Origin of the sequence: Rhodobacter sp. NTK016B (genome assembly GCF_017303295.1) — a bacterium.
Lineage (GTDB): Bacteria > Pseudomonadota > Alphaproteobacteria > Rhodobacterales > Rhodobacteraceae > Pararhodobacter.
In genome coordinates this window covers 1-19795 of record NZ_JAFKOK010000006.1, presented here as the reverse complement: position 1 = coordinate 19795, position 19795 = coordinate 1, and the positions used below count along the sequence as shown (strand labels likewise).

Below are 19795 nucleotides of genomic sequence, written 5' to 3'. Positions count from 1 at the left end.
ATGTTCCTTAAATGGGGTCGCGGATCAGGGGGCAGGTCATGCAGTGTGATCCACCGCGCCCACGTCCAAGTTCCGATCCGGGAATGGTGATGACCTCGACACCCGCCTTGCGCAGAAGGGTGTTGGAGTAGACGTTGCGTTCGTATCCGACGACAACGCCGGGCTCGAGGCACAGCAGGTTGTTGGCATCGTCCCATTGTTCACGGGCGGATTCATAGGCATCGCCGCCGGTTGGGACGGTGCGCAGTTTCTTGAGGCCAAGGGCGTCAGCCACGACCTCCAGAAACGGTTTCGTTTCGGCCTCCACGACGACGTCATCTCCCTTGCCGGGGCGCAGACTGTAGCAACGGATGGCATCGGTGACTTCGGCAAAGACAGTGACGAGATCGCGGTCGCAGAAGGTGAAGACCGTATCCAGATGCATGGACCCGCGCGCGCGGGGAAACTGGCAGGCGATGACACGGGTCGCGCCACCTCCAGCGAATAGCCCGCGCGCAATCTGGCTGACCGCTTGCGGTGTTGTGCGCTCCCCCATGCCGATCAGAACGGTGCCGTTTCCGATGGGCATGACATCCCCACCTTCGACCGTCGCCGGGCCATGATCCTGCTTTGGATCTCCCCACCAGACGGGAAACCCCGCGTCCTTGAAGTCGGGGTGAAAGCGATAGATCGCGGCGAGGTTCAGCGTTTCCAGTCGCCGCGCGGGCCAGTGCATCGGGTTGAGCGTGACGCCGCCGTAGATCCAGCAGGTCGTGTCGCGGGTGAAGATGTGGTTGGGCAACGGTGGCAGGATGAAATCTGCAGGCTCCAGCATGGGGGCAAGTACGCCCTTGTCCGGGATCGGCAGTTCGGCCCGGCTCATACCGCCGATCAGGATGGTGGACAGCAGATCGGCGTCGATCTCCATCAGGTGCGCCATGAGGTCATCCGCCAGACCGACGCCCACGGTGTTGTCATTGATCCGCGCCTCAAGAAGCCAGCGGCGGGCGTCCATCTCTTTCAGTGTTTCCATCAGCAACTGGCGCAGAAACACCACCTCGACCCCGCGATTGCGCATGGCATCGACAAAGGTCATGTGGTCAATCCGCGCCTGTTTGACCCACATCACATCATCGAACAGCAGCTCGGCACAGTTGCCGGGCGTCAGCCGCGCCATGGCGGCACCGGGCTTGTGAACGAGGACTCGCCGCAGTTTGCCCGCCTCGGAATGGACGCCGTAAGTGATCGTCATGTCGGGGTTCCTTGCAGAAGGACGCCAAGGCTGAGGGCGGCCATGACAATAATCGTGAGACCCAAGAGCACCGGCCAGACGAAGCGCAGCCAGCGTTCATAGGGCACGCGCCCGATGGCGAGGCCGCCCATGACAACGGCAGAGGTTGGTGTGACCAGATTGACCATGCCTTCTGCCGACTGGAACGCGGTTACCACAAGGCTGCGCGATACGCCGGCAAAGTCACCGACGGGGGCAAGGATCGGCATGGACAGAACGGCAAGGCCCGAGGTTGAGGGCACGAAGAAGGACAGGACGACCTGAATCCAGTACATCACGTTGATGAAAACGACCTCGTTCAGGCCCGCGACGGTGCCTTCGGCCCAGTGCAGGACAGTATCGGTGATGTGGCCCGCGTCCATGATCACGACGATGCCCCGCGCCAGCCCGATGATCAGCGCCACGCCCAGCAGGTCGCGCGCACCGCCAACGAAGGCGTCGACGAGTCCCTTTTCGCCCAGACGCCCCACGATGCCTATGCCGATGCCGGCGAACAGGAACAGTCCGCTCATCTCGGCCATCCACCAACCGCCCAGCGAGACGCCCCAGATCATCACGGCGAAGGTCGCGGCGAACAGCAGCATCACTATCTTGTGCAACCCGGTGAAGTCGCTGGCTCCGGCCTCGGTTGCGCTCAAGAAATGCGTCTCGTTCTCGCCCTTCCTGTCATAGACGAGTGAGCGCGACGGGTCGGCCTTGACGCGTGCGGCATATCGCATGACGTAAGCGACGGCTGCGGCGAAGGTGAGTGCGAGCAGGACCAGCCGCAGCATCAGCCCGTCGGTGAACGGCACCCCGGCGGCGTCCGACGCGATCACGGTCGAAAAGGCGTTCACGGTCGAGCCGAGCACACCCACCCCGGCGCCCAGCAGGATAACGGCCACGGCAGTCAGCGCGTCATAGCCAGCCGCGATCATCACCGGCGTCAGGATGACGTAAAAGGCCAGCGTTTCCTCGGCCATGCCATAGGTCGAGCCGCCCGCTGCAAACAGCGCCATGAGGATCGGGATCATCCACTTTTCCCGCCCCTTCAGCCGTGCCATCGCGCGCTTGATGCCCGCATCGATGGCCCCCGTGGCCGTCACAACACCGATGAACCCGCCGATCATCAGCACGAACAAGGCGACGTCGATGGCATTGGCGGCGTAGCTGCCCGGATCGTAGAAGCCGGCGATCGGGGCCAGGATGACGTCGAAAAAGCCTTGCGGATTGGCGTCGGTGGGCGCGTAGGTTCCCGCCACCGGAATGTCCTGGCCAAGCGCCTCCGAGGCAACGCGTTCATACTCACCGGCCGGGATCACCCATGTCAGGCCAGCGATGATCACGATCAGCGCGAACAGGATGGTATAGGCAGAGGGGAAGCGGAACCGGGACGCGGTGTCGGTAGCGGGCGTTGCGGGGTGTGCCATCGGGTGTCCTTTTGCCGGCGGGGGCCGCGAGGATGGGCGCGGCTGTTACGGCAAGGTTAGGCGAAGATGGCAGGTGACGGACTGACAGGGGTTAGCGGGGATGTTTGAGGCTGAGGAGTCTGCAATGCGGACGAAGCTGTCATTGGCAGAATAATCGCCTTGGGCAAAATGTTCAGTTTCTATGATTTATGCAATTTGCCAAAGGCGGGACTAGGGGCAAGAGAATGTCAGATCGCGAGCTTTCGCCCAACCGTGGATGAACTGACGAAGTTCCTCGCTTCGTTCCTGCGGTTGCGCTTTGCCGTCACGTATAGCGACGGTCGCTTCGTGCCCGACGAGCCAAGGGAACAAACCTAAACGGTCGAAGTTCTCGCCCGCATCACAATGACCTGGATTTAGCCATTGCACGAAAATGTCAAAATCATTCTCAACGACGTAATCGAGCGTCTTACGCACTATCTCGGTGTATTGGATTGAGCACAATATAATGCGGCAGTCCTGTTGTTCGAGAATTTCTCCAGCGTAGAGTTGACGCTCTTCGGGTGATCCGCTGATCAAAAAAATCTCAACGCATTCCCCGCCGTAGAGGGTTAGAGTTCGAGGGTTCTTGCCTGTGCGCACCGTCGCGTTGAACAACGTATTCCACGTCGTCGATTTGCCCGAGTTCCGGTTGCCGAGAACTCCAACGAAAAGGCGATCGATCAAAGCACCCTCCTGATCTTGATGCTCGCTAGATAAAGGCAATCACGAGCCTTACGCAAATCCTGATTTTTGAGTCCGGAGATCAAGACCGGCTATTCGACTTGTTGCGACAAATTGGTGGGTTGGGCTCACAGCGGACCTTCACCAGTTCACCCTTCGCGCGCATCCCCCATCGGCGTCTGCTGGTGCGCAAGGCGCAGCCACTTGCCGTCGTCGTTCAGGTAGGTCGAGGTGCAGAGCGCCTCGCAGATCGGCTCGTCTCCCCGTTCGGCCGAGACGCGATAGGCCAACACGGCAATGTCGTTCTGGCGCGAGAGGTAACGCTCGCTCATCTCGACCGAACGCCACCGCTGGGCGACGTCTTTTTCTCTCCAAAGCGCATCGCCTTGAAGAATACCGGCAGGAAAGGGCAAGACGAAAACGGCGCCTTTTGCCGTGGCGTGACGCGCACTGTCGGCGCCCTGTGTCCAGAAGCGTTCTTCCAGATCCCAGAGGGTGTCATCTGCAGTCATTCAAGGCTCCTTTCAAGATTGTCGGTTGTGCTGGGTGATGGCTGTTTCGCTCAGGCGCACAACTCATTGGCCTTGGGCCAGCATGGCGATCCAGCCACCGAACAGGGCTGCCGCGATGATCCAGTAGAATGGGGATCCCTGCGCCGGCAGCGGAAGCTTGGCCGAAGTGCCGTCCTCGGGTGAACGTGCCGTCGCGGCCCGCCTCGGCAGCAGGCCAAGAAGGCCCGAGACAATTCTGCTCCGATCCGAAACAGGGGTCGGTACATCATGGAAACGTGTCATCAGCGCCTCCAATCTTTGCCGCGCCGCACCCTCGGGCAACTTGGCAAGGTCCGAGGCCTCACCCCAGGGGTCGACGCCGAGCCGGGCAAGCATCGACAGAACGGTGACGCTGCTTCCGCGTCGATCTTCACCCAAGGGCGCGTGCAGAAACGGCTCAAAGTGCGGGTCTTGTCGATGTTGCGTCGGGGCGAATGCCATGCGGGATCCTTGCTGGCGCCGTTTGCATGAGCCGAACTGGCCGATGTCATGGCGCCGGTCGAACCAAAACGGGCGGGTGCCACAGCTTTGGTCACGACCAACATGACGGAAATCGCGCTACATTGTGCTTACCCAGATCAATAGGAGGCTACGATAGCCCCGTAGCGCTCACCTTGCGTCGTGCGCGGACGCAGTACCGGTCCCCAGCTCGATGATTTCGGCTGTGATCGCTTCCTGTCGTACCTGCCGCAGAGTCGCCTCGAACTCGCCCAGCTCGCGCGTGATCTGGCTGCCCGCGGCGGACATGGCCTCCATGCGCGCCTCGTTCTCGGCGGCAAAGGCATGAAGTGCTGCCTTGCAGACCAGAGCATGAAGATAGTCCCCGCTGAGGCTATTGATCAGGGCGTCTGTTGGAAGCTGGGTCAGCGGACGTGTCGCCCCGGGCGGCGGCAGGGCCGACAGATCGACCGGCAACAGAATCTGCCGGACGACTTGAGGTTGCCCGGACGCCCATCCGGCATGGACCATATCCACGCGTTCGAGGCGACTCTCGCCCAGGGAGCGGTAAATCGCCTTGACGATAGTATCAGCCAATTTCGGGATGCCGGGGGTGTGCGAGGACATCGGCACAGACCAGACCGGATCGAGCCCACGCGCGGCGGCGATGGACAAGCCACGGCTGCCGATCAGAAACAGGGTGGTGGCCGACAGGTCGCCTTCGATGCTGTCCAGAACGCGTTCACTGAAGGCCCCGGCAAAGCCCTGTTCGGCGCAGAATACCAAAAGACCGGCGATGCCGTCGGCTTGGCTTTCGGAGGTCTTGGCCGATGGTGAGGGACTCGCGGGGCCAAGTGCATCGGATATCGCGTTTGCAATTGTTGCGGCATAGCTGTCGACGGCCTTGATCTCGGCGCGCGCGGTGCTGGCGCGCGCGGCGGCGATGCCCTTCATCGCGTTCACCACGGCCCCCAACTGGCGAATGCCGTCGATCCGGGCGCTGACATCGGTCAACCGTTCGGTCATGTCGCGGGCTCCGCATCGCCAAGCTGCGTCACAAGGCGGGTCATCGCGGCGATCAGGGCAGCCCGTGCCGTCTCAGTCAGTTCCCCGGTCTCGGAAAGGACGCGCAAAGCATCGCGGGCGTCACGGTCAAGGATATCCGGCAGTTCGTCCCGAAAGGCGGCAACAGCATCGAGTGACAGGGGGTCCAGCAGTCCCGACTGCACGGCGAGCAGGATCGCCACCTCATCTGCCAGCCGAAGCGGCGCATTCTGCGGCTGACGCAGGATTGCGCGGATCCTTTTCCCGCGTCTGAGTTGCTCGCGCACGCGACCTTCGGGCATGCCCCCGAACCGGGTGAAGACCTCGAGCTCCAGAAACTGCGCATAGTCGAGCCGCAGCGTACCGGCCGCCTCGCGCAGCACGGGCGCCTGGGTCTTGCCGCCGACCCTGCTGACGCTCAGCCCCACATCCACCGCCGGTTTCTGTCCCTGATGGAACAGATCGGCATCCAGCACGATCTGCCCATCGGTGATCGAGATCAGGTTGGTCGGAATATAGGCCGACAGGTTCCCGGCATCGGTTTCCGCAATCGGCAAGGCGGTCAGGGAGCCGCCGCCCCGCGCCTTTGACAGCTTGGCCGCCCGTTCCAGCAGGCGGGCATGGATGTAGAACACGTCACCCGGATAGGCCTCGCGCCCCGGAGATTGCCGGGTCAGGAGGGCGATTTCACGATGGGTGGCGGCGTGCTTTGACAGATCGTCGATCACCACAAGGGCATGCTCGCCCCTGTCGCGGAAGTATTCGGCCATGGTCATGCCCGCATAGGGCGCGATCCATTGAAGCCCCGGTGCCGAGGCGGAGCCTGCAACAATCACGATGCATCGTGCGAAATTGCCATGGGTTTCAAGCGCGTCGATGGCGCGGCGCACGCTGGACGTCTTTTGCCCCACAGCGACATAGACGCAGATCATGTCGCTCTGCGCTTGGGCGATCATCGCGTCGGTGGCCAGCGTCGTCTTTCCGGTGGAATGGTCGCCGACGATCAATTCGCGCTGACCCCGGCCAAGCGCGAAAAGCGTGTCCATCACGAGTATCCCGGTTTGCACCGGCTGGGTCACGAGATCGCGTTCGATGATCGACGGCGCCGGGCGCTCGATCGGCCAGCGCTCTTCGGCCTCGATCGCTCCCTTGCCGTCCAACGGGCGGCCAAGTGGGTCGACGATGCGCCCGAGCAGCGCCTCTCCGACGGGCACGCTCACCACTTCGCCCGTGCCGAAGACGGCGTCGCCCGCCTCGACCTTGGTCGCGGCGTCGATGAACACGCAGCCAATCAGATCAGGGTCCAGAACCCGGGCGAACCCGAATTGGCCGCCCTCGAACCGCAGGACTTCGTCAAGCCGAACGTCGCGCAATCCCGAGATCATCGCCACACCGTCCCCGATCTCCTCGACACGGCCCCTGTGCTCTGGTCTTGGGCCCAGTGCCGCGCGCCGCACTGCGCCTTGCGCCGAGGTGAACCAGTTTGGTGCGTCAGGCGGCATTCTCGACCTCCTTGAGGATAGTCTCCAGATCGGCCCGCCAGCTGTTGTGCAGCACGAAATGCCCGCTGTGCAGTTCCAGTCCGGCGATCAGGCTGGGATCGGTGACAAGACGAACGTTGGGCGTGCCGTCCAACGCATCCTTTACCGCGCGTTCGATCTTGGCCCTTTCCGAGTCCTCCGGGTTTGTCGCGGTGATGATCTCGATATCATCTGCCGAGGCTATCAGCGCTACGCGGTCGGATGCGGACAAGCCCGAGATCGCCTCGACAAGTTGCGCAAGGAACGTCGCCTGAACCGCAGGCGTGTTGAACCGCCCCAGAAGCCGGGCGGCAATCTCGACCGACAATTCGGTGGCTCTCTTTGCGTTCTCTTTCCGTGCGGTGTTTCGGTCGCGGTCAATGGCGGTACGCGCGGCGGCGATCAGGGAGTCGGCCTTGGTTTGCGCATCCTTCAGCGTAGCTTTCGCGACTGTGTCCGCCGCTGCCTTGGCCTCGACAAGTATGGCATCGCGTTCCGACGCGATGCCTGCGCGGGCCTCGGCCACCTCTGCCAGCGCCGCATCGGCCTTCGCTTGTGCCGTCTTGCCTTCGTCCAGCATGGCTTGCGCCGCTTGCTGGCGCCGGGTAATCGCCCCGGCAACCGGACGCCAGAACACGCGGCTGAGCAGCCAGACGAGGATCAGGACGTTTATGGCCTGAAGACCCAGTCCCCACCAATCGAGGGTCATGCGCTCATGCCAGTAGCGGGTTGGCGAAGAGCAGCAGGAGCGCAATCACCAGACAATAGATTGCCGTGGTCTCGATCATCGCGAGCCCAACGAACAGCGTGCGAGAGATCGTGTTTGCCGCATCGGGCTGGCGGGCGATGGCATCCATCGCGGCGGCGACCGCGCGACCCTCGGCAAGGGCGGGGCCGATAGCGCCAAAGGCGACCGCAAAGGCGGCGCAGAAGATACTGGCCAAGCTGAGATAGTCCATCATGACTCCTTTTTCTTTAGGGGCAGATCGGTTTTGGGTGTGCCGTCCTCGACCGCAGAGGTAATGAACACCATCGCAAGCACCGCGAAGATGTAGGCCTGCACGAGGCCGGTCAGAAGATCGAGCGCCATCAAAGGGATCGGTACCAGAAGTCCAGCCAGCGAGGCGACGATGCCGATGACGAACACCCCACTCATCACGTTGCCGAACAGGCGGACGAACATGGAAAAGACCCGCGTCAGGTTTTGCAGGATGTTCAGCGGGATCATCACCGGATTGGGCGCGGCGAAAGTTTTCAGCCAGCCGCCAACGCCGCCCGCGCGAATGCCGAACCAGATCACCGACATGAACACCAGAACGGCGAGGGCGGCATCGGTTTCAAGCTGTGCGGTCGGAGGGTCGAGCCCCGGCACAAGCGAGGACCAATTCGCCACGAGGATGAACAGAAAGAGCGTGCCGATGAACCCGCGATAGGGTGTGGGCACGGCGCCCGTTGTCTCGGTGATCTGGGTGTCGAGCGTGGCGACCATCAACTCCAGCGCGGCCTGCCGCCGGGTCGGTCTGAGGTCTAGCCGCCGCGTCAGGGCAAAAGCCCCGATCACCAGGATCGCCATGATCGCCCAAGTTGTGACGATGGCTTGCGTGATCGAAACCGGTCCAATCTGGAACAGGACGGTGGAGTCGAGCGGAGAGTTCATGTTGGGATATCCCGCAACCTGCGGAGCATGATCCACTTGGCGCAGAGGACCCCTGCAAGCGCCGCCAGCAGGGCAAGGCCGCCTGCCAGCACGGCGATGAAGAAGCCGGTGGCCAGAAGCGAGATGCGCGCGAGAGTCAGGACGATCGCCCTGAGCGGTTTGCCCCCTTCGACGATCAGGTTGGCAGTCTCGCGAAGCGCACGGAAATAGCCCCACCCGATGAAGAGCCCACCCAGAAAGCAGATCGGAAGAAGGACGATGAGCGGGAGAGTGGAGGGATCGGTCATCGTGCGTTCATCCATTTCCAAGCGGTCCAGCCGCCTATGAAAAGTCCGAGCAGCATCATCGGGGCGCTCCAGAAGATGCCTGTCTCAAATTGCGCATCGAGCCAGCGTCCGAAGAACAGGCCCGCGAGCGTCGGCACCACAAAGATCCAGCCCAGCACGCCGATTTGCGCCAGACGCCTGCCGACGGACATGTCACCTTCGCGCAGCCACGCCTCGCGTCGGCTGCGATGCTTGCGGATCTCCTCGACAAGAGGATCGGTTTCTGGGGGTTCTGATGGGTCTTCGGTCACCGGAACTGCCCCCTGTCCGCGCCCCGACGCAACCCGCTGATCATCTGGCGGATGGCGTTCATCTGAAGTCGCATCGTTTCGACATGTTCGACCCGTTCTTCGTCGGCGTCGGTCTGAAACCGGGTCAGAACCTCCGCGTCCAGCGTGGCCAGATCGTCGCCCGCCACGGCCTCGCGGGTGGCGATCGCGACGGTGCTACCACCGGCCACGGTCAGCACCCCGCCCCGCAAGGCGCAGAACCGCTCAAGCCCGGCGGTCTTCCAACTTAGGATGGAAACCGCGAGCGCGGTCAGGAATGGGGCATGGCCGGGCCGAATGCCGAAGCTGCCGCTGGCGTCCTGAGCCCGCAAGCTTTCGGCATCCTCGTCCACAACGACAGACAGGGGGGTCACGATACGCAACCTCACGCCACTTCCTCGGCGTCAGTGGCGTCCGAGGCATTGGCAGCGGCTTCTTTCTGTCTTGCGTCCGCCAGCGTTCCGATCATGTAGAGCGAGCTTTCGGACCACGCGTCGGCTTCGCCGTCCAGAATGGCGCGGCACCCCGAGAGGGTCTCGGTGAGGGGCACGCTGGCGCCCGGTGTGCCGGTAAAGGCTTCGGTTACCATGAACGGCTGGGTCAGGAACCGCTGCAACCGGCGTGCGCGTTTGACGATGAGGCGGTCGGCGACTCCAAGCTCCTCGACTCCCAGCAGCGAAATGATGTCCGTCAACTCGCGGAACCGCGCCAGCGCTTGCCGGACCGCTTCTGCGGTTCGGTAATGCTCGTCACCGACAACCAGCGGATCGAGCAGCATCGACGACGATCCCAGCGGGTCAATCGCGGGATAAAACCCCTCGGAGGCCTGGGCGCGGGACAACATGATGACGCAATCCATGTGCCCGGAAATCGTGGTCACGGCGGGATCGGTGAAATCGTCGGCAGGCACATAAACAGCCTGAATGGCGGTCACGGCAGAGCCTGCCACAGAGGCAATACGCTCTTGCAGGCCCGCCACTTCGGTCGCGAGCGTCGGCTGGTAGCCCACGCGCGAGGGCAGGCGGCCCAGAAGGCTCGATACCTCGGCCCCGGCCTGAACAAAGCGGAACACGTTATCCATCAGAAGAAGGACATTCTTGTGCTTCTGGTCGCGGAAATATTCCGAAATCGTCAAGGCTGTGAGCGGAGCCCGCCAGCGCGCGCCGGGTGGCTCGTTCATTTGGCCGTAGACCAGCACGGTGCGCTCCAGAACGCCCGAGTCCTGCATTTCAGTCAGCAGTTCATGCCCCTCGCGTGATCTCTCACCGACGCCCGCGAAGACGGAAATACCTTCATATTTCTCGACCATGGCGCGGATCAGTTCCATCACCAGAACGGTCTTGCCCACGCCTGCGCCGCCGAACATCGCGGCCTTGCCGCCCTGAGCCATCGGGGTCAGCAGGTCGATCACCTTGATCCCCGTTTCGAACACGTCGGTGGCGCCAGTCTGGGATTTCAGAAGCGGTGGCAGGGCGTGGATCGACCGTCGCGGTGTATCGTCAGGAAGGGCAGGCCCTTCGTCCTGCACGTTACCCACAACATCCAGAAGCCTTCCAAGAACCGCTTCGCCCACGGGCACGGTAACCGACCCGCCGCTGGCATGGACCGAAACGCCACGGGCAAGGCCCGCAGTGGATTGGAACGCCACCGCACGGACGGTTTTCTGGTCGAGGTGGCTGTGGACTTCGAGAGTAAGGACGGTCGGGCGGTCCCATTTCACGACCAGGGCAGAATTGATCGGCGGAAGCTCGGCCCCGGCAAAGACAACATCGACAACCGCCCCTCTGACGGCATGTACAACACCGTCGAGCGCCTCGCTGCAATCATCCACCTGTGCGTCGTTCCCGACCCGGGTATTGTCCGTCTTCGGTGTTCGATCTGAGCGTTGGGGTGTCAAACGGGGCCTCTTTGCTTGCCTGTCGCGGGCAACCAGCCAGAAAACGGCAGCCTGCGGGGAACACTTGAAAGCAGCATAGAACTCTGCGCGACGGTGGGCGCTAACCTGCATCAATGCGACCACAATTGTCGTTTGCCACACAGGGCGTATGCGCCGCTCAGGCTTTGGTCAGTCCGTCTACAAAACCCAACTGTTCACTGACAGCGATATGACTTTTGTCCTGACGAGCGGCGGCCACAACAGCGGGATCATCAACGAACCAAAGCTGGCGCGCGGTCACCATCGGAGCTCGCGTCATACTGCCGGGGCGCACTATGTCGGCCCCGAAGCCTGGGTTGCGCAAAATACGCCGCAACCGGGCTCTAGGTGGCCCGCGTGGAAGACTTGGCTGGAAGGGAAAAGCAGCGGTGTCGCGCCGGCACCCCCCATCGGTGCGCCAGACAAAGGCTTGGACCCAATCGTGCAGGCACCCGGCACCTACGTTTACCAGACCTGATCCCAAGCCCGCTTTTGACGGTAGTAGGCCGCGGCGAGAGGCCGCTTTATCGGGCCATGAAATGAAGCAGGACGCTTCATGACGCCCGTGGTGAGCACTTATGACCAAAGGCGGATTTTGGCCAATCGAACCGCAGCGAAGTGAAACGCATCATGCTGCTAACGCCGATCAGTGCGGCCAAGATTTACCTGCGGCACACAGAGTCATGTCGTCCAGCCAGGCGATGAAATGAGCGGAGAGGCACCATGATCGGATATGTCGCGAATATCGAAGAACTGACAGAAGAGAACGCCAACTTCCGACGTGTTCTTTATTCAGGGACAAAGCTGCAATTGGTTCTGATGTCTCTGGAGCCGGGGACGGAAATCGGCGGCGAGATACACGCCGACACGGATCAGTTCTTTCGCATCGAAGAGGGCAAAGGAATGGTCGTGATCGACGGCGTGACGCACAAGGTCAAGGCTGGAGACGGCATCGTCGTGCCCGCAGGCGCGCATCACAATGTGATCTGCAGAGGTCATAAGGCGCTCAAGCTCTACACCCTCTACGGCCCACCGCATCACGAGGACCAACTGGTTCAAAAGACGAAAACCGAGGCCGATGCGTCTGACGAGGCTTTCTCGGGAGAAGGCACTGAGCAGGCGGCAGAGGTCGTCCGGGTCTCCGCCCGAACCTGATGCGCTGCGCATTCAGGTCACGCCCGCACAGCACCTCAGATGCCACGACACCCCAAAACCCGCCAATCAAAGGAAATCATTATGTCATCTGATAGCAATACCAGCACCAAAGCTACCGCAGAAACCGATATGGAAGCAGTAGTCCATCAAATGGCCGCCCTGCGGGAGGACATGTCGCGGCTCGCTGAGACTGTCAGCGGGATCGCGGGACGTCGCGGAAGCCGCATGGTTGCGGACATCGCAGAAGGCTTTGACGAAGCGAAGCATTATGCCGAGAGCAAGGGCCGCTCCGCTGAGACGCAGCTCGAGGAATCCGTCGCGGCGCACCCTTTCATGACAATCGGCCTGGCCGTCGGCGCGGGATTTCTGGCCGGGACCCTGTCGCGGCGGTGACGGGTGTATTCGATGACATCGTGCGCAGCATCGGTCACAGCGTCCGAAAGGACGCGCGACACTTGCTGCTGCCGATCGTGCTTGCTCTGGCTGGGGGCGTGACCGGAGCCGCAGGTGCGGCGTTCCTGACGACCTGGGCTTACCTCACGCTCAGCGTGGTTGTGGGGTATGGACCGGCGGCCCTTTTCACCGGATTCGGATTGACAGTTCTGGCTGCGGGCCTGCTGGTCCTTGCCAGAAATCGCTTTACGAAAAAGACCGCTTCAGACCCGCCGGTCTCCCGACCAGTGGCAACTGCCACGGGCAAAGCTGATCTTGCGTCCGAGTTTGCCTTCACGGCAGCGTTTGTCCTTGCCCGATACCTAGGCGAGGGCAGGCGGGATTGAGATCGACCGCCATGACATACGTTAGCACGCAGCAATGCAACCTGTGCATCCTCTCCCGAACTTATCCATTTGCAGGAGAGCCATCGTGACCGGTGCCGCGTCGGGCATCGGTGCGGCAATTGCGCAGGATCTGGCTCGCTATAAGGCCAAAGTGGTCTTGGCGGATATGGACGAAGCGGGAATGTCCGCCGTGGCCGAGCAGATCAAGGCATCCGGCGGCACAGCTCACATCCACTAGACCAACGCAAGTGTCGCCGCTGATGTAGAGGCTCTTTTGGCGTTTTCTGCGGCGCAGACGGATGGGACTTCACCTGCTTGTCAATAACGCGGGTACTAGCGGTCCGGTCCAACCGGTTGGCGAATATCCTCTTGATGGATGCCAACAGGTCATCGACGTCAACCTGACGGGTGTGTTTCATGGCATGCGCTTTGGCCTTCCCGAAATGGTCAAGGCAGGCGGCGGCGCGATCGTCAATATGGCGTCTATCCTTGGGTCGGTCGTTTTGCGACGGCCGGTGCTTATGTCGCCGCGAAACATGGGGTTGTTGGCCTGACAAAGGTTGCGGCCATCGAATACGCCAAGGCCGGGGTTCGGGTAAACGCGGTTGGTCCGGGCTTCATCGCGACGCCGCTTCTGGACAAGAACCTCGACGCAGCGGCGCTGGACGGCATCGCCGCCCTGCACCCGGTCGGGCGTCCGGGTGAGGCTGCGGAGGTGTCGGCAATGACCTGTTTCCTGCTATCGGATCAAGCCAGTTTCATCACCGGAAGCTACCACCTCATCGATGGCGGCTATTCCGCGCAGTAAGCACTCGCTGCCTCGGCCTAACCGGTCATAATCCCGTCGCCCACGACGATCTGGCGCCGACAGAAACCGGCAATCTTTTCGTCATGGGTCGAGATCAGGAAGGTCGTGCCTTCCTCGCGGTTGATCTGTCCGATCAGGTCCATCACCTGATTTGCTGAGTCTCGGTCCAGGTTCCCGGTCGGCTCGTCCGCCAGCACCAGTTCCGGACTGTTCATCAAGGCACGGGCAACAGCGACTCGTTGCTTTTGCCCGCCCGAAAGGTTGGCCGAGGGGAATTCGATACGATCAGCCAGCCCCATGCGGGACAGTAACTCGCGGCCACGCGCACGGGCGGCAGGTGTCTCGCGCCCTTCACGTACGGCCGTGGGGAAGACCACGTTTTCCAGCGCAGTGAAATCTGGCAGAAGGTTGTGGAATTGGAAAACGAAGCCAATGTGGGCATTGCGAAAGTCGGTCAGCGCTTTGTCATCTGCGGCGATCATGTCCTGGCCGAGCATCACGTAGCTGCCGGAGGTGGGCTTCATCAATGTTCCGAGGATTGTGAGGAGCGTGCTCTTGCCTGAACCTGAAGGACCCAGAAGCGCGGCCAGTTCTCCCGCCTCAAGGCACAACGACAGGCCGCGCAGCACTCGTGTTGTGGCCTCTCCCGTGCCGTATGTTTTGAACAGCTCGCGGACCTCGAGAAGCGTGCTCATTGGCCGATCGCCGTGACGGGATCGACCCGCGCGGCCGAACGTGCGGGTAAGATCGAGGCCAGGATCGCGCCGATCACTGTAAGCGTGATGGCCAGACCGTAAGATCCTTGCGTGATGTCCATCGGCAGAGTGCCCGGCTGGAACGCGTCACGCGAGGGAAAGGGCAACAGGGCGAGGTATCCCAACGCCGCACCTGTGACCCCGCCCATCAGTCCTATCAGCGCCCCTTGTGCGACAAAGACAAAGATCACAAACCTACGTCCGGCCCCCATCGCCCGCATGATCCCGATCTCGGGGCGGCGACGGTAGGTCGACAGCAGAAGGGCAGAGGCAACACCGATCACGATCGTGATGAGCGCGAAGGTCTTCAGGAAATACCCGGTCTGCGCCTGAGCATTCAGCGCCTCCATCAATTGTTCGGCCCCGTCCGTCCATGGAACAGCATCAAGCCCCGTCAGGGCCCGTATCCGCAGGGCGGTCGCATCGGCGGCGTTTAGATCATCCAGCTTGATTTCGATCCGCGAGACGCCTTGCGGCATGGAGAACAATGTTCGAGCGGTCGAAAGACTGACAAACGCGCGTGCGCCGTCCATCCCGCCATTGCCGGTCTTGAATATGCCACTGAGGGTCAGCGTTGAAATGACGCCACTCGAACTCTGGAGCCGCAGGGTCTGACCGACCGACAGCGCAAGATCATCGGCCAAGTCACGTCCAAGAACGATCAGCCCCGAGCCGAGCCGCACATCGCCCGTAACCATATAACCGGCAAGGTCGAGAATCGCGGATTCGCGCCCCGGCTCGACCCCGGTCACGCTGACCTGAGAAACCTGCGCGCCGCGGGTGAGAAACCCGGCTCCCGTGATCTGCGGTGAGACGGCGCGCACGCCGGGGACGGTCTCGATCAGTGGCAGCCACGTGGCGGCCTCGGCCAGGGTCGCCGTTCGCGCGCGGCCCCGTTCGGCGACGACCAGCACATGGCCTTCGGGCGAGATCAACAAGGCCGGGTCGGCAGTTTCCGCTTCTATGGTGATGTGTGAAATGTCCCCTACGGTGCGCGAGAGAATGAATTCGGCCAAGCCCCCGATCAGCGCCGACATAAAGATGAAGATGAACACGCCCACCGCGACACCGGTAACCAGGAGGGCGGTCTGGGCTTTGTTGGCCGTGAGGTAACGGGTCGCAATCTTCAGCGCGTAGAGCATCAGGGTTCATCCACGGCGACCGGCTGACCGTTCGAGATGCCTGTTGCATCGACGATCACGGCGTTGCCTTCCTCCAGCCCCGCCGTTGCAATCAGTCGGGCTGCGGGCCATTCCACAACCGTCACGGGATGCAGTTGCGCCACGCCGTCGACAAACACGAAAACCGCATCACCATTCACCAAGGCGGTGCGCGGCACGGTCAGCGCCGCATCGCGCTGGTCCACGATGATGTTCGTAGTAACCGTCAGGCCGACGGGTGCCGCAACAGGCGCATCAAAGCTGATCTCGATGGCAAGCCCACCGGTCGCCTCATCCACGCGGTTTGACACGAAGCTGACATGTCCCTGATGCGTTCCGGTGTCACCGGCCAGTTGCAGCACGGCAGGCTGGCCTACGGCGATCTGCGTCGCATAGGCCTCGTCGACATCGGCCTCGACCAGTATCTCGCTCAGATCGGCGAGGGTGAGCAGGCGGCTGGTGGGGCCAACGATCTGCCCCTCTTCGGCGTCCAGTTCAAGAACGGTTCCGGCGACGGGGGCACGGATCGTATGATCCTCCAGAACGATTTGCGCCTGATCCAGAGCGGCCGTGAGGCGGGCGACCTCCTGTGCTGACGACTGGACGGCATGGGTGTTCGCCTCCAGTTCCGATCTGGGAATATTGCTACCCAGTGCTACCGCACGCTCATAGATCTCGGTCGCCTGTTGCTGCGCCACGAGGGCGGCGTCCAATGCGGCCATGGCCTGCCGGACCGTGGCATTCTGTGCCGCCGCATCGACTTGCGCCAGGATCTGGTTTTTCTCCACGATGTCGCCCTCTGCAACGTGAAGCCCCACCAAGTTGCCAGACACCACGGATCTTACATCGACGGAACGCACCGCCGCGATCCGGCCGTTGACCGCAAGCACACGCGTGACCGGGGCGAGGGCCGCGATTTCCACCGTGACCGCTGTTGGCCGCGCCATCCAGAACTGGGACCAGACGAAGCCAGCGAGTGCCAGGCCCAGCAGGCCGGCAGCGCCCCAAAACCAGAGTCGACGCTTTGCGGCAGGCTTGGGAGCGACCGGTCGCAGAGCTGGAACAAGCGGTCCGGATACAGGTTTATCTCGCGGCGGAGGACTCCCCTGTTCCCTTGTGGGTCTGTTTTTTGCCGCGTCCAAGCTGGCTCCTTCCGAGAAGTCTTTGCGCACTGGTGAATAGAATTCTTCGGTGAGACATCACCTTGTGAATTATACCGGATCATGCCTTTCCCACCCTGACATAGATCAGCGACGAAGCAGGCGTCGCTATGGCATTTTGAACGGGTTCATTCCGTTCGCGGGGGCTTGCCACCTCACCATGCGATGGGTGTCGAACAGGGAGCCCGGATGTCCAACGATCCATACGAAGTGCTCGGCCTCACGAAGGCTGCCACGGCTGACGACATAAAGAAGGCGTATCGGAAACTGGTGCGGACAAGCCACCCCGATCTGCATCCAGACGATGCAGGGGCCGAGGCGCGGTTCAAGTCGATCTCTGCCGCCTACGAGATCCTGAAAGATCCCGAGACCCGCGCACGATACGATGCGGGAGAGATCGATGGCCTCGGCGCAGAGCGCCCTCAGCGGCGGTACTATCGTGATTTCGCCGATGCGGCGGACAACACGTATCAGCAAGGGCGCGGCTTCGGACCTGACGCCGACCCGGCGGATTTCTTCGCGGAGATCCTCCGCAATCGCGCGCGGTCGCAGGGAACCGATTTTGGCGGCGGCGGGTTTTCGGCGTCGGGCGCGGATCTGCGCTATTCGCTCGAGGTGCCCTTCCTCGATGCGGCGCGGGGCGCCGAGACACGGATCACCTTGCCGGATGGCCAGAGCCTCGCGGTCAAGATCCCTCAGGGCACCGAAGACGGCCAGACGCTGCGGCTGCGCGGCAAAGGGGCGCCGGGCTTGGGCGGCGGGCCTGCCGGGGATGCGCTGATCACTGTCTTCGTCCAACCCCATCCGGTGTTCCGGCGCGAGGGCGACGATATCCTGCTGACGCTGCCGATCACCATCGACGAGGCCATTCTTGGCGGCAAGGTGCCGGTTCCCACGATCGACGGCCGGGTCAGCCTGACGATCCCGCCGGGCGCAAGTTCTGGCCAGGTGCTCAGGCTGCGCGGACGTGGCGTCGCGTATCCGCGGAGCAAGACGAAAGGCGATCAGAAGGTCGAATTGCGGATCGTCGCGCCATCGGAGGCCGATGACGGCCTGCGCGATTTCCTCGCAGAATGGCGCAAGACACACGCCCATGACCCGCGGGTCGACCTGATGAAGAGGGCCGGGACATGACAGACCTGTTTACCGAGGCAGACGTCGTCGCCACTGTGACACGGTTGACGCGCGCCCGGCTGTACCAATTCGTGCAGAGCGACCTCGTCCGGCCGCAGCGTGACGCCGGCGGCTATGTCTTTCGACGCATCGACATCGCGCGCCTGGAACTGCTGTGTGACCTGTCTCAGGACCTCGATCTGGACGAGACGGGCCTCGGCATCGTGATCTCGCTCGTCGACCAGCTGCACGCGGCGCGTCAGGAACTCGCGGCGGTGGCCCGCGCGATCGACGCTCTGCCGGCCGACCTGCAGGCACGGCTCAGGGCTGAGTTGAAGCGGCTGTGAATGCCTTCTTTCCGCGGCCAGTTTCAAGACTTACCGGCCTGTCAAAAAAGAGTCCGTCCTGGATTGTGCGTTTCGCATCGCGCCACAGGAGCCAAGGTTGCCGCAGCCACGGGGCGGCCGCCATCGGTCTGGCCCCAATCACGCAAGGAGCTATCCCATGAGCGGTCTCTCACACTCCGAAAATCACATGATCCATCGCATCGGCTGGCTGCGGGCGGCCGTTCTCGGAGCCAATGACGGTCTCGTCTCCACCGCAAGCTTGGTCGTCGGGGTCGCTGCGGCAGGTTCCGGGCGTCCCGAGATCCTGATCGCGGGTCTTGCCGGGCTCGTCGCCGGCGCGATGTCGATGGCGGCGGGCGAATACGTCTCCGTCAGTTCACAGACCGATGCGGAGCAGGCCGACATCGCGCGCGAAACCCGCGAACTGGGGGAAACACCCGAGGCCGAGCTCGACGAGCTCACACGCATCTACGTTGCGCGCGGGCTTGACGATGGCCTCGCGCGCCAGGTCGCGATCCAGCTGTCCGACAAAGACGCACTTGGCGCCCATTCGCGTGACGAGCTTGGCATCTCTGAGACCGTGACCGCGCATCCGATCCAGGCGGCTCTGGTGTCAGCGGCGACCTTTGCTGTCGGCGCCGTCATACCGCTCATCATTGCTGTGCTGGTTCCTGCGCCCCAGATCACTCTCGTCGTCGCGGTCACCACTCTGGTCGCGCTTTCAGTGCTGGGCGGACTCGGCGCATCGGTCGGTGGTGCGGGCGTCGTCAAGGGAGCCGTTCGCGTCACGCTCTGGGGCGCACTTGCCATGGCCGCGACCGCTGGCGTTGGCATGCTCTTCGGGGTTGTCGCTTGAACGCTCACCGCCATGAAACTCGCGGCTTGCACACGCGGGCCAAGCCATTCTCCCGCGTAGGGCGGTGGGCCGACGACCACGCACGTCGGCCTCTTCGCGGGCGCTGTCGTCGTCATACTTGCGCTTCTTTGGTTCCTGATCTCGCGGCTCCGGCGGGGATGGCCCTTCGCGGTCTCCATCCTGCGTTCGCTCGGAACGGCGATCCGGGACAATCCAGAAGCCCGCGCCGGTGTCGCGCGCCACCCGAAGTTGTTTCGATTTCTTGCCGCCCGAGTGTCGCTGGCAACCTTCCGGAGCCTGCCGACGACGCTGCTGGGGCCCGCATTCCGTTTATGCAACCTTCTTGCCTGACCCAGTCTCGCGGGAAGTTCGTTGACGGCACGGTTTTCAGGTCATCCTGAAATCGAGGGCCGCATGGTTTCGCGCCGAAGTATCTTGGGCTATTGTTATTGATCTGCCTGCAACTATCCATGCACTAGCCAAGTGAAGAGCCCCCTGTCACGTTGCTGGGTGTTTTGTCCCACGGTTTGATGGTGCGATCCATTCGACGGAATGGAAGGA

The 19795-nt window shown here is 62.5% G+C and carries 26 protein-coding genes and 1 pseudogene; 9 read left to right on the top strand and 18 right to left on the bottom strand.

Annotated elements, in window-relative coordinates:
- Nucleotides 1-7: 7 nt before the first annotated feature.
- The 15 genes from JI664_RS09080 to JI664_RS23960 form a co-directional block, all read right to left on the bottom strand.
- Complete coding sequence (locus tag JI664_RS09080) at nt 8-1231, bottom strand: arginine deiminase (RefSeq protein WP_207013409.1); 1224 nt, start codon at nt 1229-1231, stop codon at nt 8-10.
- Nucleotides 1228-2679: a YfcC family protein gene (locus JI664_RS09075; RefSeq protein ID WP_207013408.1), complete on the bottom strand. Its 1452-nt coding sequence runs from the start codon at nt 2677-2679 to the stop codon at nt 1228-1230. The genes JI664_RS09080 and JI664_RS09075 overlap by 4 nt, the downstream gene beginning before the upstream one ends.
- A gap of 210 nt (nt 2680-2889) precedes the next feature.
- Complete coding sequence (locus JI664_RS09070; protein ID WP_207013407.1) at nt 2890-3384, bottom strand: hypothetical protein; 495 nt, start codon at nt 3382-3384, stop codon at nt 2890-2892.
- Between the two features lie 146 nt (nt 3385-3530).
- Nucleotides 3531-3893 (bottom strand): hypothetical protein, encoded by a 363-nt coding sequence (locus JI664_RS09065; protein WP_207013406.1) that lies wholly within the window; start codon nt 3891-3893, stop codon nt 3531-3533.
- 63 nt (nt 3894-3956) lie between these two features.
- The gene (locus JI664_RS09060; RefSeq protein ID WP_207013405.1) at nt 3957-4373 is read right to left on the bottom strand and encodes a hypothetical protein; all 417 of its coding nucleotides are present in this window, start codon (nt 4371-4373) and stop codon (nt 3957-3959) included.
- 168 nt (nt 4374-4541) lie between these two features.
- A complete protein-coding gene (locus JI664_RS09055; RefSeq protein WP_207013404.1) occupies nt 4542-5396 on the bottom strand; it encodes a F0F1 ATP synthase subunit gamma in 855 nt (284 codons plus the stop codon).
- On the bottom strand, nt 5393-6916 hold the full coding sequence (locus tag JI664_RS09050) for a F0F1 ATP synthase subunit alpha (protein ID WP_207013403.1): 1524 nt from the start codon (nt 6914-6916) through the stop codon (nt 5393-5395). Before JI664_RS09050 ends, JI664_RS09055 begins: the two co-directional genes overlap by 4 nt.
- Nucleotides 6906-7643: an ATP synthase F0 subunit B gene (locus JI664_RS09045; protein ID WP_207013402.1), complete on the bottom strand. Its 738-nt coding sequence runs from the start codon at nt 7641-7643 to the stop codon at nt 6906-6908. Before JI664_RS09045 ends, JI664_RS09050 begins: the two co-directional genes overlap by 11 nt.
- A gap of 4 nt (nt 7644-7647) precedes the next feature.
- Entirely contained in the window at nt 7648-7893 is a 246-nt protein-coding gene (locus tag JI664_RS09040; RefSeq protein ID WP_019953286.1) for a F0F1 ATP synthase subunit C, read from the bottom strand.
- Nucleotides 7893-8591 carry a F0F1 ATP synthase subunit A gene (locus tag JI664_RS09035; protein ID WP_207013401.1) on the bottom strand — a complete coding sequence of 233 codons (699 nt, stop codon included), beginning with the start codon at nt 8589-8591 and terminating at the stop codon, nt 7893-7895. The genes JI664_RS09040 and JI664_RS09035 overlap by 1 nt, the downstream gene beginning before the upstream one ends.
- Entirely contained in the window at nt 8588-8878 is a 291-nt protein-coding gene (locus JI664_RS09030; protein WP_207013400.1) for an ATP synthase subunit I, read from the bottom strand. Before JI664_RS09030 ends, JI664_RS09035 begins: the two co-directional genes overlap by 4 nt.
- Nucleotides 8875-9168: an AtpZ/AtpI family protein gene (locus tag JI664_RS09025; protein ID WP_207013399.1), complete on the bottom strand. Its 294-nt coding sequence runs from the start codon at nt 9166-9168 to the stop codon at nt 8875-8877. The genes JI664_RS09030 and JI664_RS09025 overlap by 4 nt, the downstream gene beginning before the upstream one ends.
- Nucleotides 9165-9560 (bottom strand): F0F1 ATP synthase subunit epsilon, encoded by a 396-nt coding sequence (locus JI664_RS09020; protein WP_349768703.1) that lies wholly within the window; start codon nt 9558-9560, stop codon nt 9165-9167. The genes JI664_RS09025 and JI664_RS09020 overlap by 4 nt, the downstream gene beginning before the upstream one ends.
- A gap of 11 nt (nt 9561-9571) precedes the next feature.
- On the bottom strand, nt 9572-11017 hold the full coding sequence (atpD, locus tag JI664_RS09015) for a F0F1 ATP synthase subunit beta (RefSeq protein WP_207013398.1): 1446 nt from the start codon (nt 11015-11017) through the stop codon (nt 9572-9574).
- 223 nt (nt 11018-11240) lie between these two features.
- Complete coding sequence (locus JI664_RS23960; RefSeq protein ID WP_286173985.1) at nt 11241-11366, bottom strand: hypothetical protein; 126 nt, start codon at nt 11364-11366, stop codon at nt 11241-11243.
- A gap of 458 nt (nt 11367-11824) precedes the next feature.
- On the opposite strand from JI664_RS23960, the gene JI664_RS09010 reads away from it, so the two are divergent.
- The 6 genes and pseudogenes from JI664_RS09010 to JI664_RS23945 all read left to right on the top strand — a co-directional run bounded on the left by JI664_RS09010 (nt 11825) and on the right by JI664_RS23945 (nt 13843).
- A complete protein-coding gene (locus JI664_RS09010) occupies nt 11825-12256 on the top strand; it encodes a cupin domain-containing protein (protein ID WP_207013397.1) in 432 nt (143 codons plus the stop codon).
- A gap of 81 nt (nt 12257-12337) precedes the next feature.
- Nucleotides 12338-12649, top strand: a complete 312-nt coding sequence (locus JI664_RS09005) for a DUF883 C-terminal domain-containing protein (protein WP_207013396.1) — start codon at nt 12338-12340, stop codon at nt 12647-12649.
- 62 nt (nt 12650-12711) lie between these two features.
- Nucleotides 12712-13035: a hypothetical protein gene (locus JI664_RS09000; protein WP_207013395.1), complete on the top strand. Its 324-nt coding sequence runs from the start codon at nt 12712-12714 to the stop codon at nt 13033-13035.
- Between the two features lie 85 nt (nt 13036-13120).
- Entirely contained in the window at nt 13121-13273 is a 153-nt protein-coding gene (locus JI664_RS23955; protein ID WP_349768702.1) for an SDR family NAD(P)-dependent oxidoreductase, read from the top strand.
- 61 nt (nt 13274-13334) lie between these two features.
- Nucleotides 13335-13475 (top strand): annotated as a pseudogene (locus tag JI664_RS24235) (SDR family NAD(P)-dependent oxidoreductase); the annotation flags it as partial.
- Nucleotides 13412-13843, top strand: coding sequence for an SDR family NAD(P)-dependent oxidoreductase (locus tag JI664_RS23945; protein ID WP_414707730.1), 432 nt, complete (start codon nt 13412-13414; stop codon nt 13841-13843). The pseudogene JI664_RS24235 and the gene JI664_RS23945, both read left to right, overlap by 64 nt.
- 17 nt (nt 13844-13860) lie before the next feature.
- Here the strand turns inward: JI664_RS23945 and JI664_RS08990 are convergent, their stop codons facing one another.
- From JI664_RS08990 to JI664_RS08980, 3 genes are read right to left on the bottom strand one after another with little or no spacing between them, the layout of a single operon-like run.
- Nucleotides 13861-14538, bottom strand: a complete 678-nt coding sequence (locus tag JI664_RS08990; protein ID WP_207013394.1) for an ABC transporter ATP-binding protein — start codon at nt 14536-14538, stop codon at nt 13861-13863.
- Complete coding sequence (locus JI664_RS08985) at nt 14535-15740, bottom strand: ABC transporter permease (protein ID WP_207013393.1); 1206 nt, start codon at nt 15738-15740, stop codon at nt 14535-14537. The genes JI664_RS08990 and JI664_RS08985 overlap by 4 nt, the downstream gene beginning before the upstream one ends.
- Nucleotides 15740-16681, bottom strand: a complete 942-nt coding sequence (locus JI664_RS08980) for an efflux RND transporter periplasmic adaptor subunit (protein ID WP_349768701.1) — start codon at nt 16679-16681, stop codon at nt 15740-15742. Before JI664_RS08980 ends, JI664_RS08985 begins: the two co-directional genes overlap by 1 nt.
- Before the next feature lie 426 nt (nt 16682-17107).
- On the opposite strand from JI664_RS08980, the gene JI664_RS08975 reads away from it, so the two are divergent.
- From JI664_RS08975 to JI664_RS08965, 3 genes are all read left to right on the top strand, one after another.
- Entirely contained in the window at nt 17108-18052 is a 945-nt protein-coding gene (locus tag JI664_RS08975) for a DnaJ C-terminal domain-containing protein (RefSeq protein WP_207013391.1), read from the top strand.
- Nucleotides 18049-18378 carry a chaperone modulator CbpM gene (locus tag JI664_RS08970; RefSeq protein ID WP_207013390.1) on the top strand — a complete coding sequence of 110 codons (330 nt, stop codon included), beginning with the start codon at nt 18049-18051 and terminating at the stop codon, nt 18376-18378. Before JI664_RS08975 ends, JI664_RS08970 begins: the two co-directional genes overlap by 4 nt.
- 157 nt (nt 18379-18535) lie before the next feature.
- Entirely contained in the window at nt 18536-19234 is a 699-nt protein-coding gene (locus JI664_RS08965; protein WP_207013389.1) for a VIT1/CCC1 transporter family protein, read from the top strand.
- Nucleotides 19235-19795: the final 561 nt, after the last annotated feature.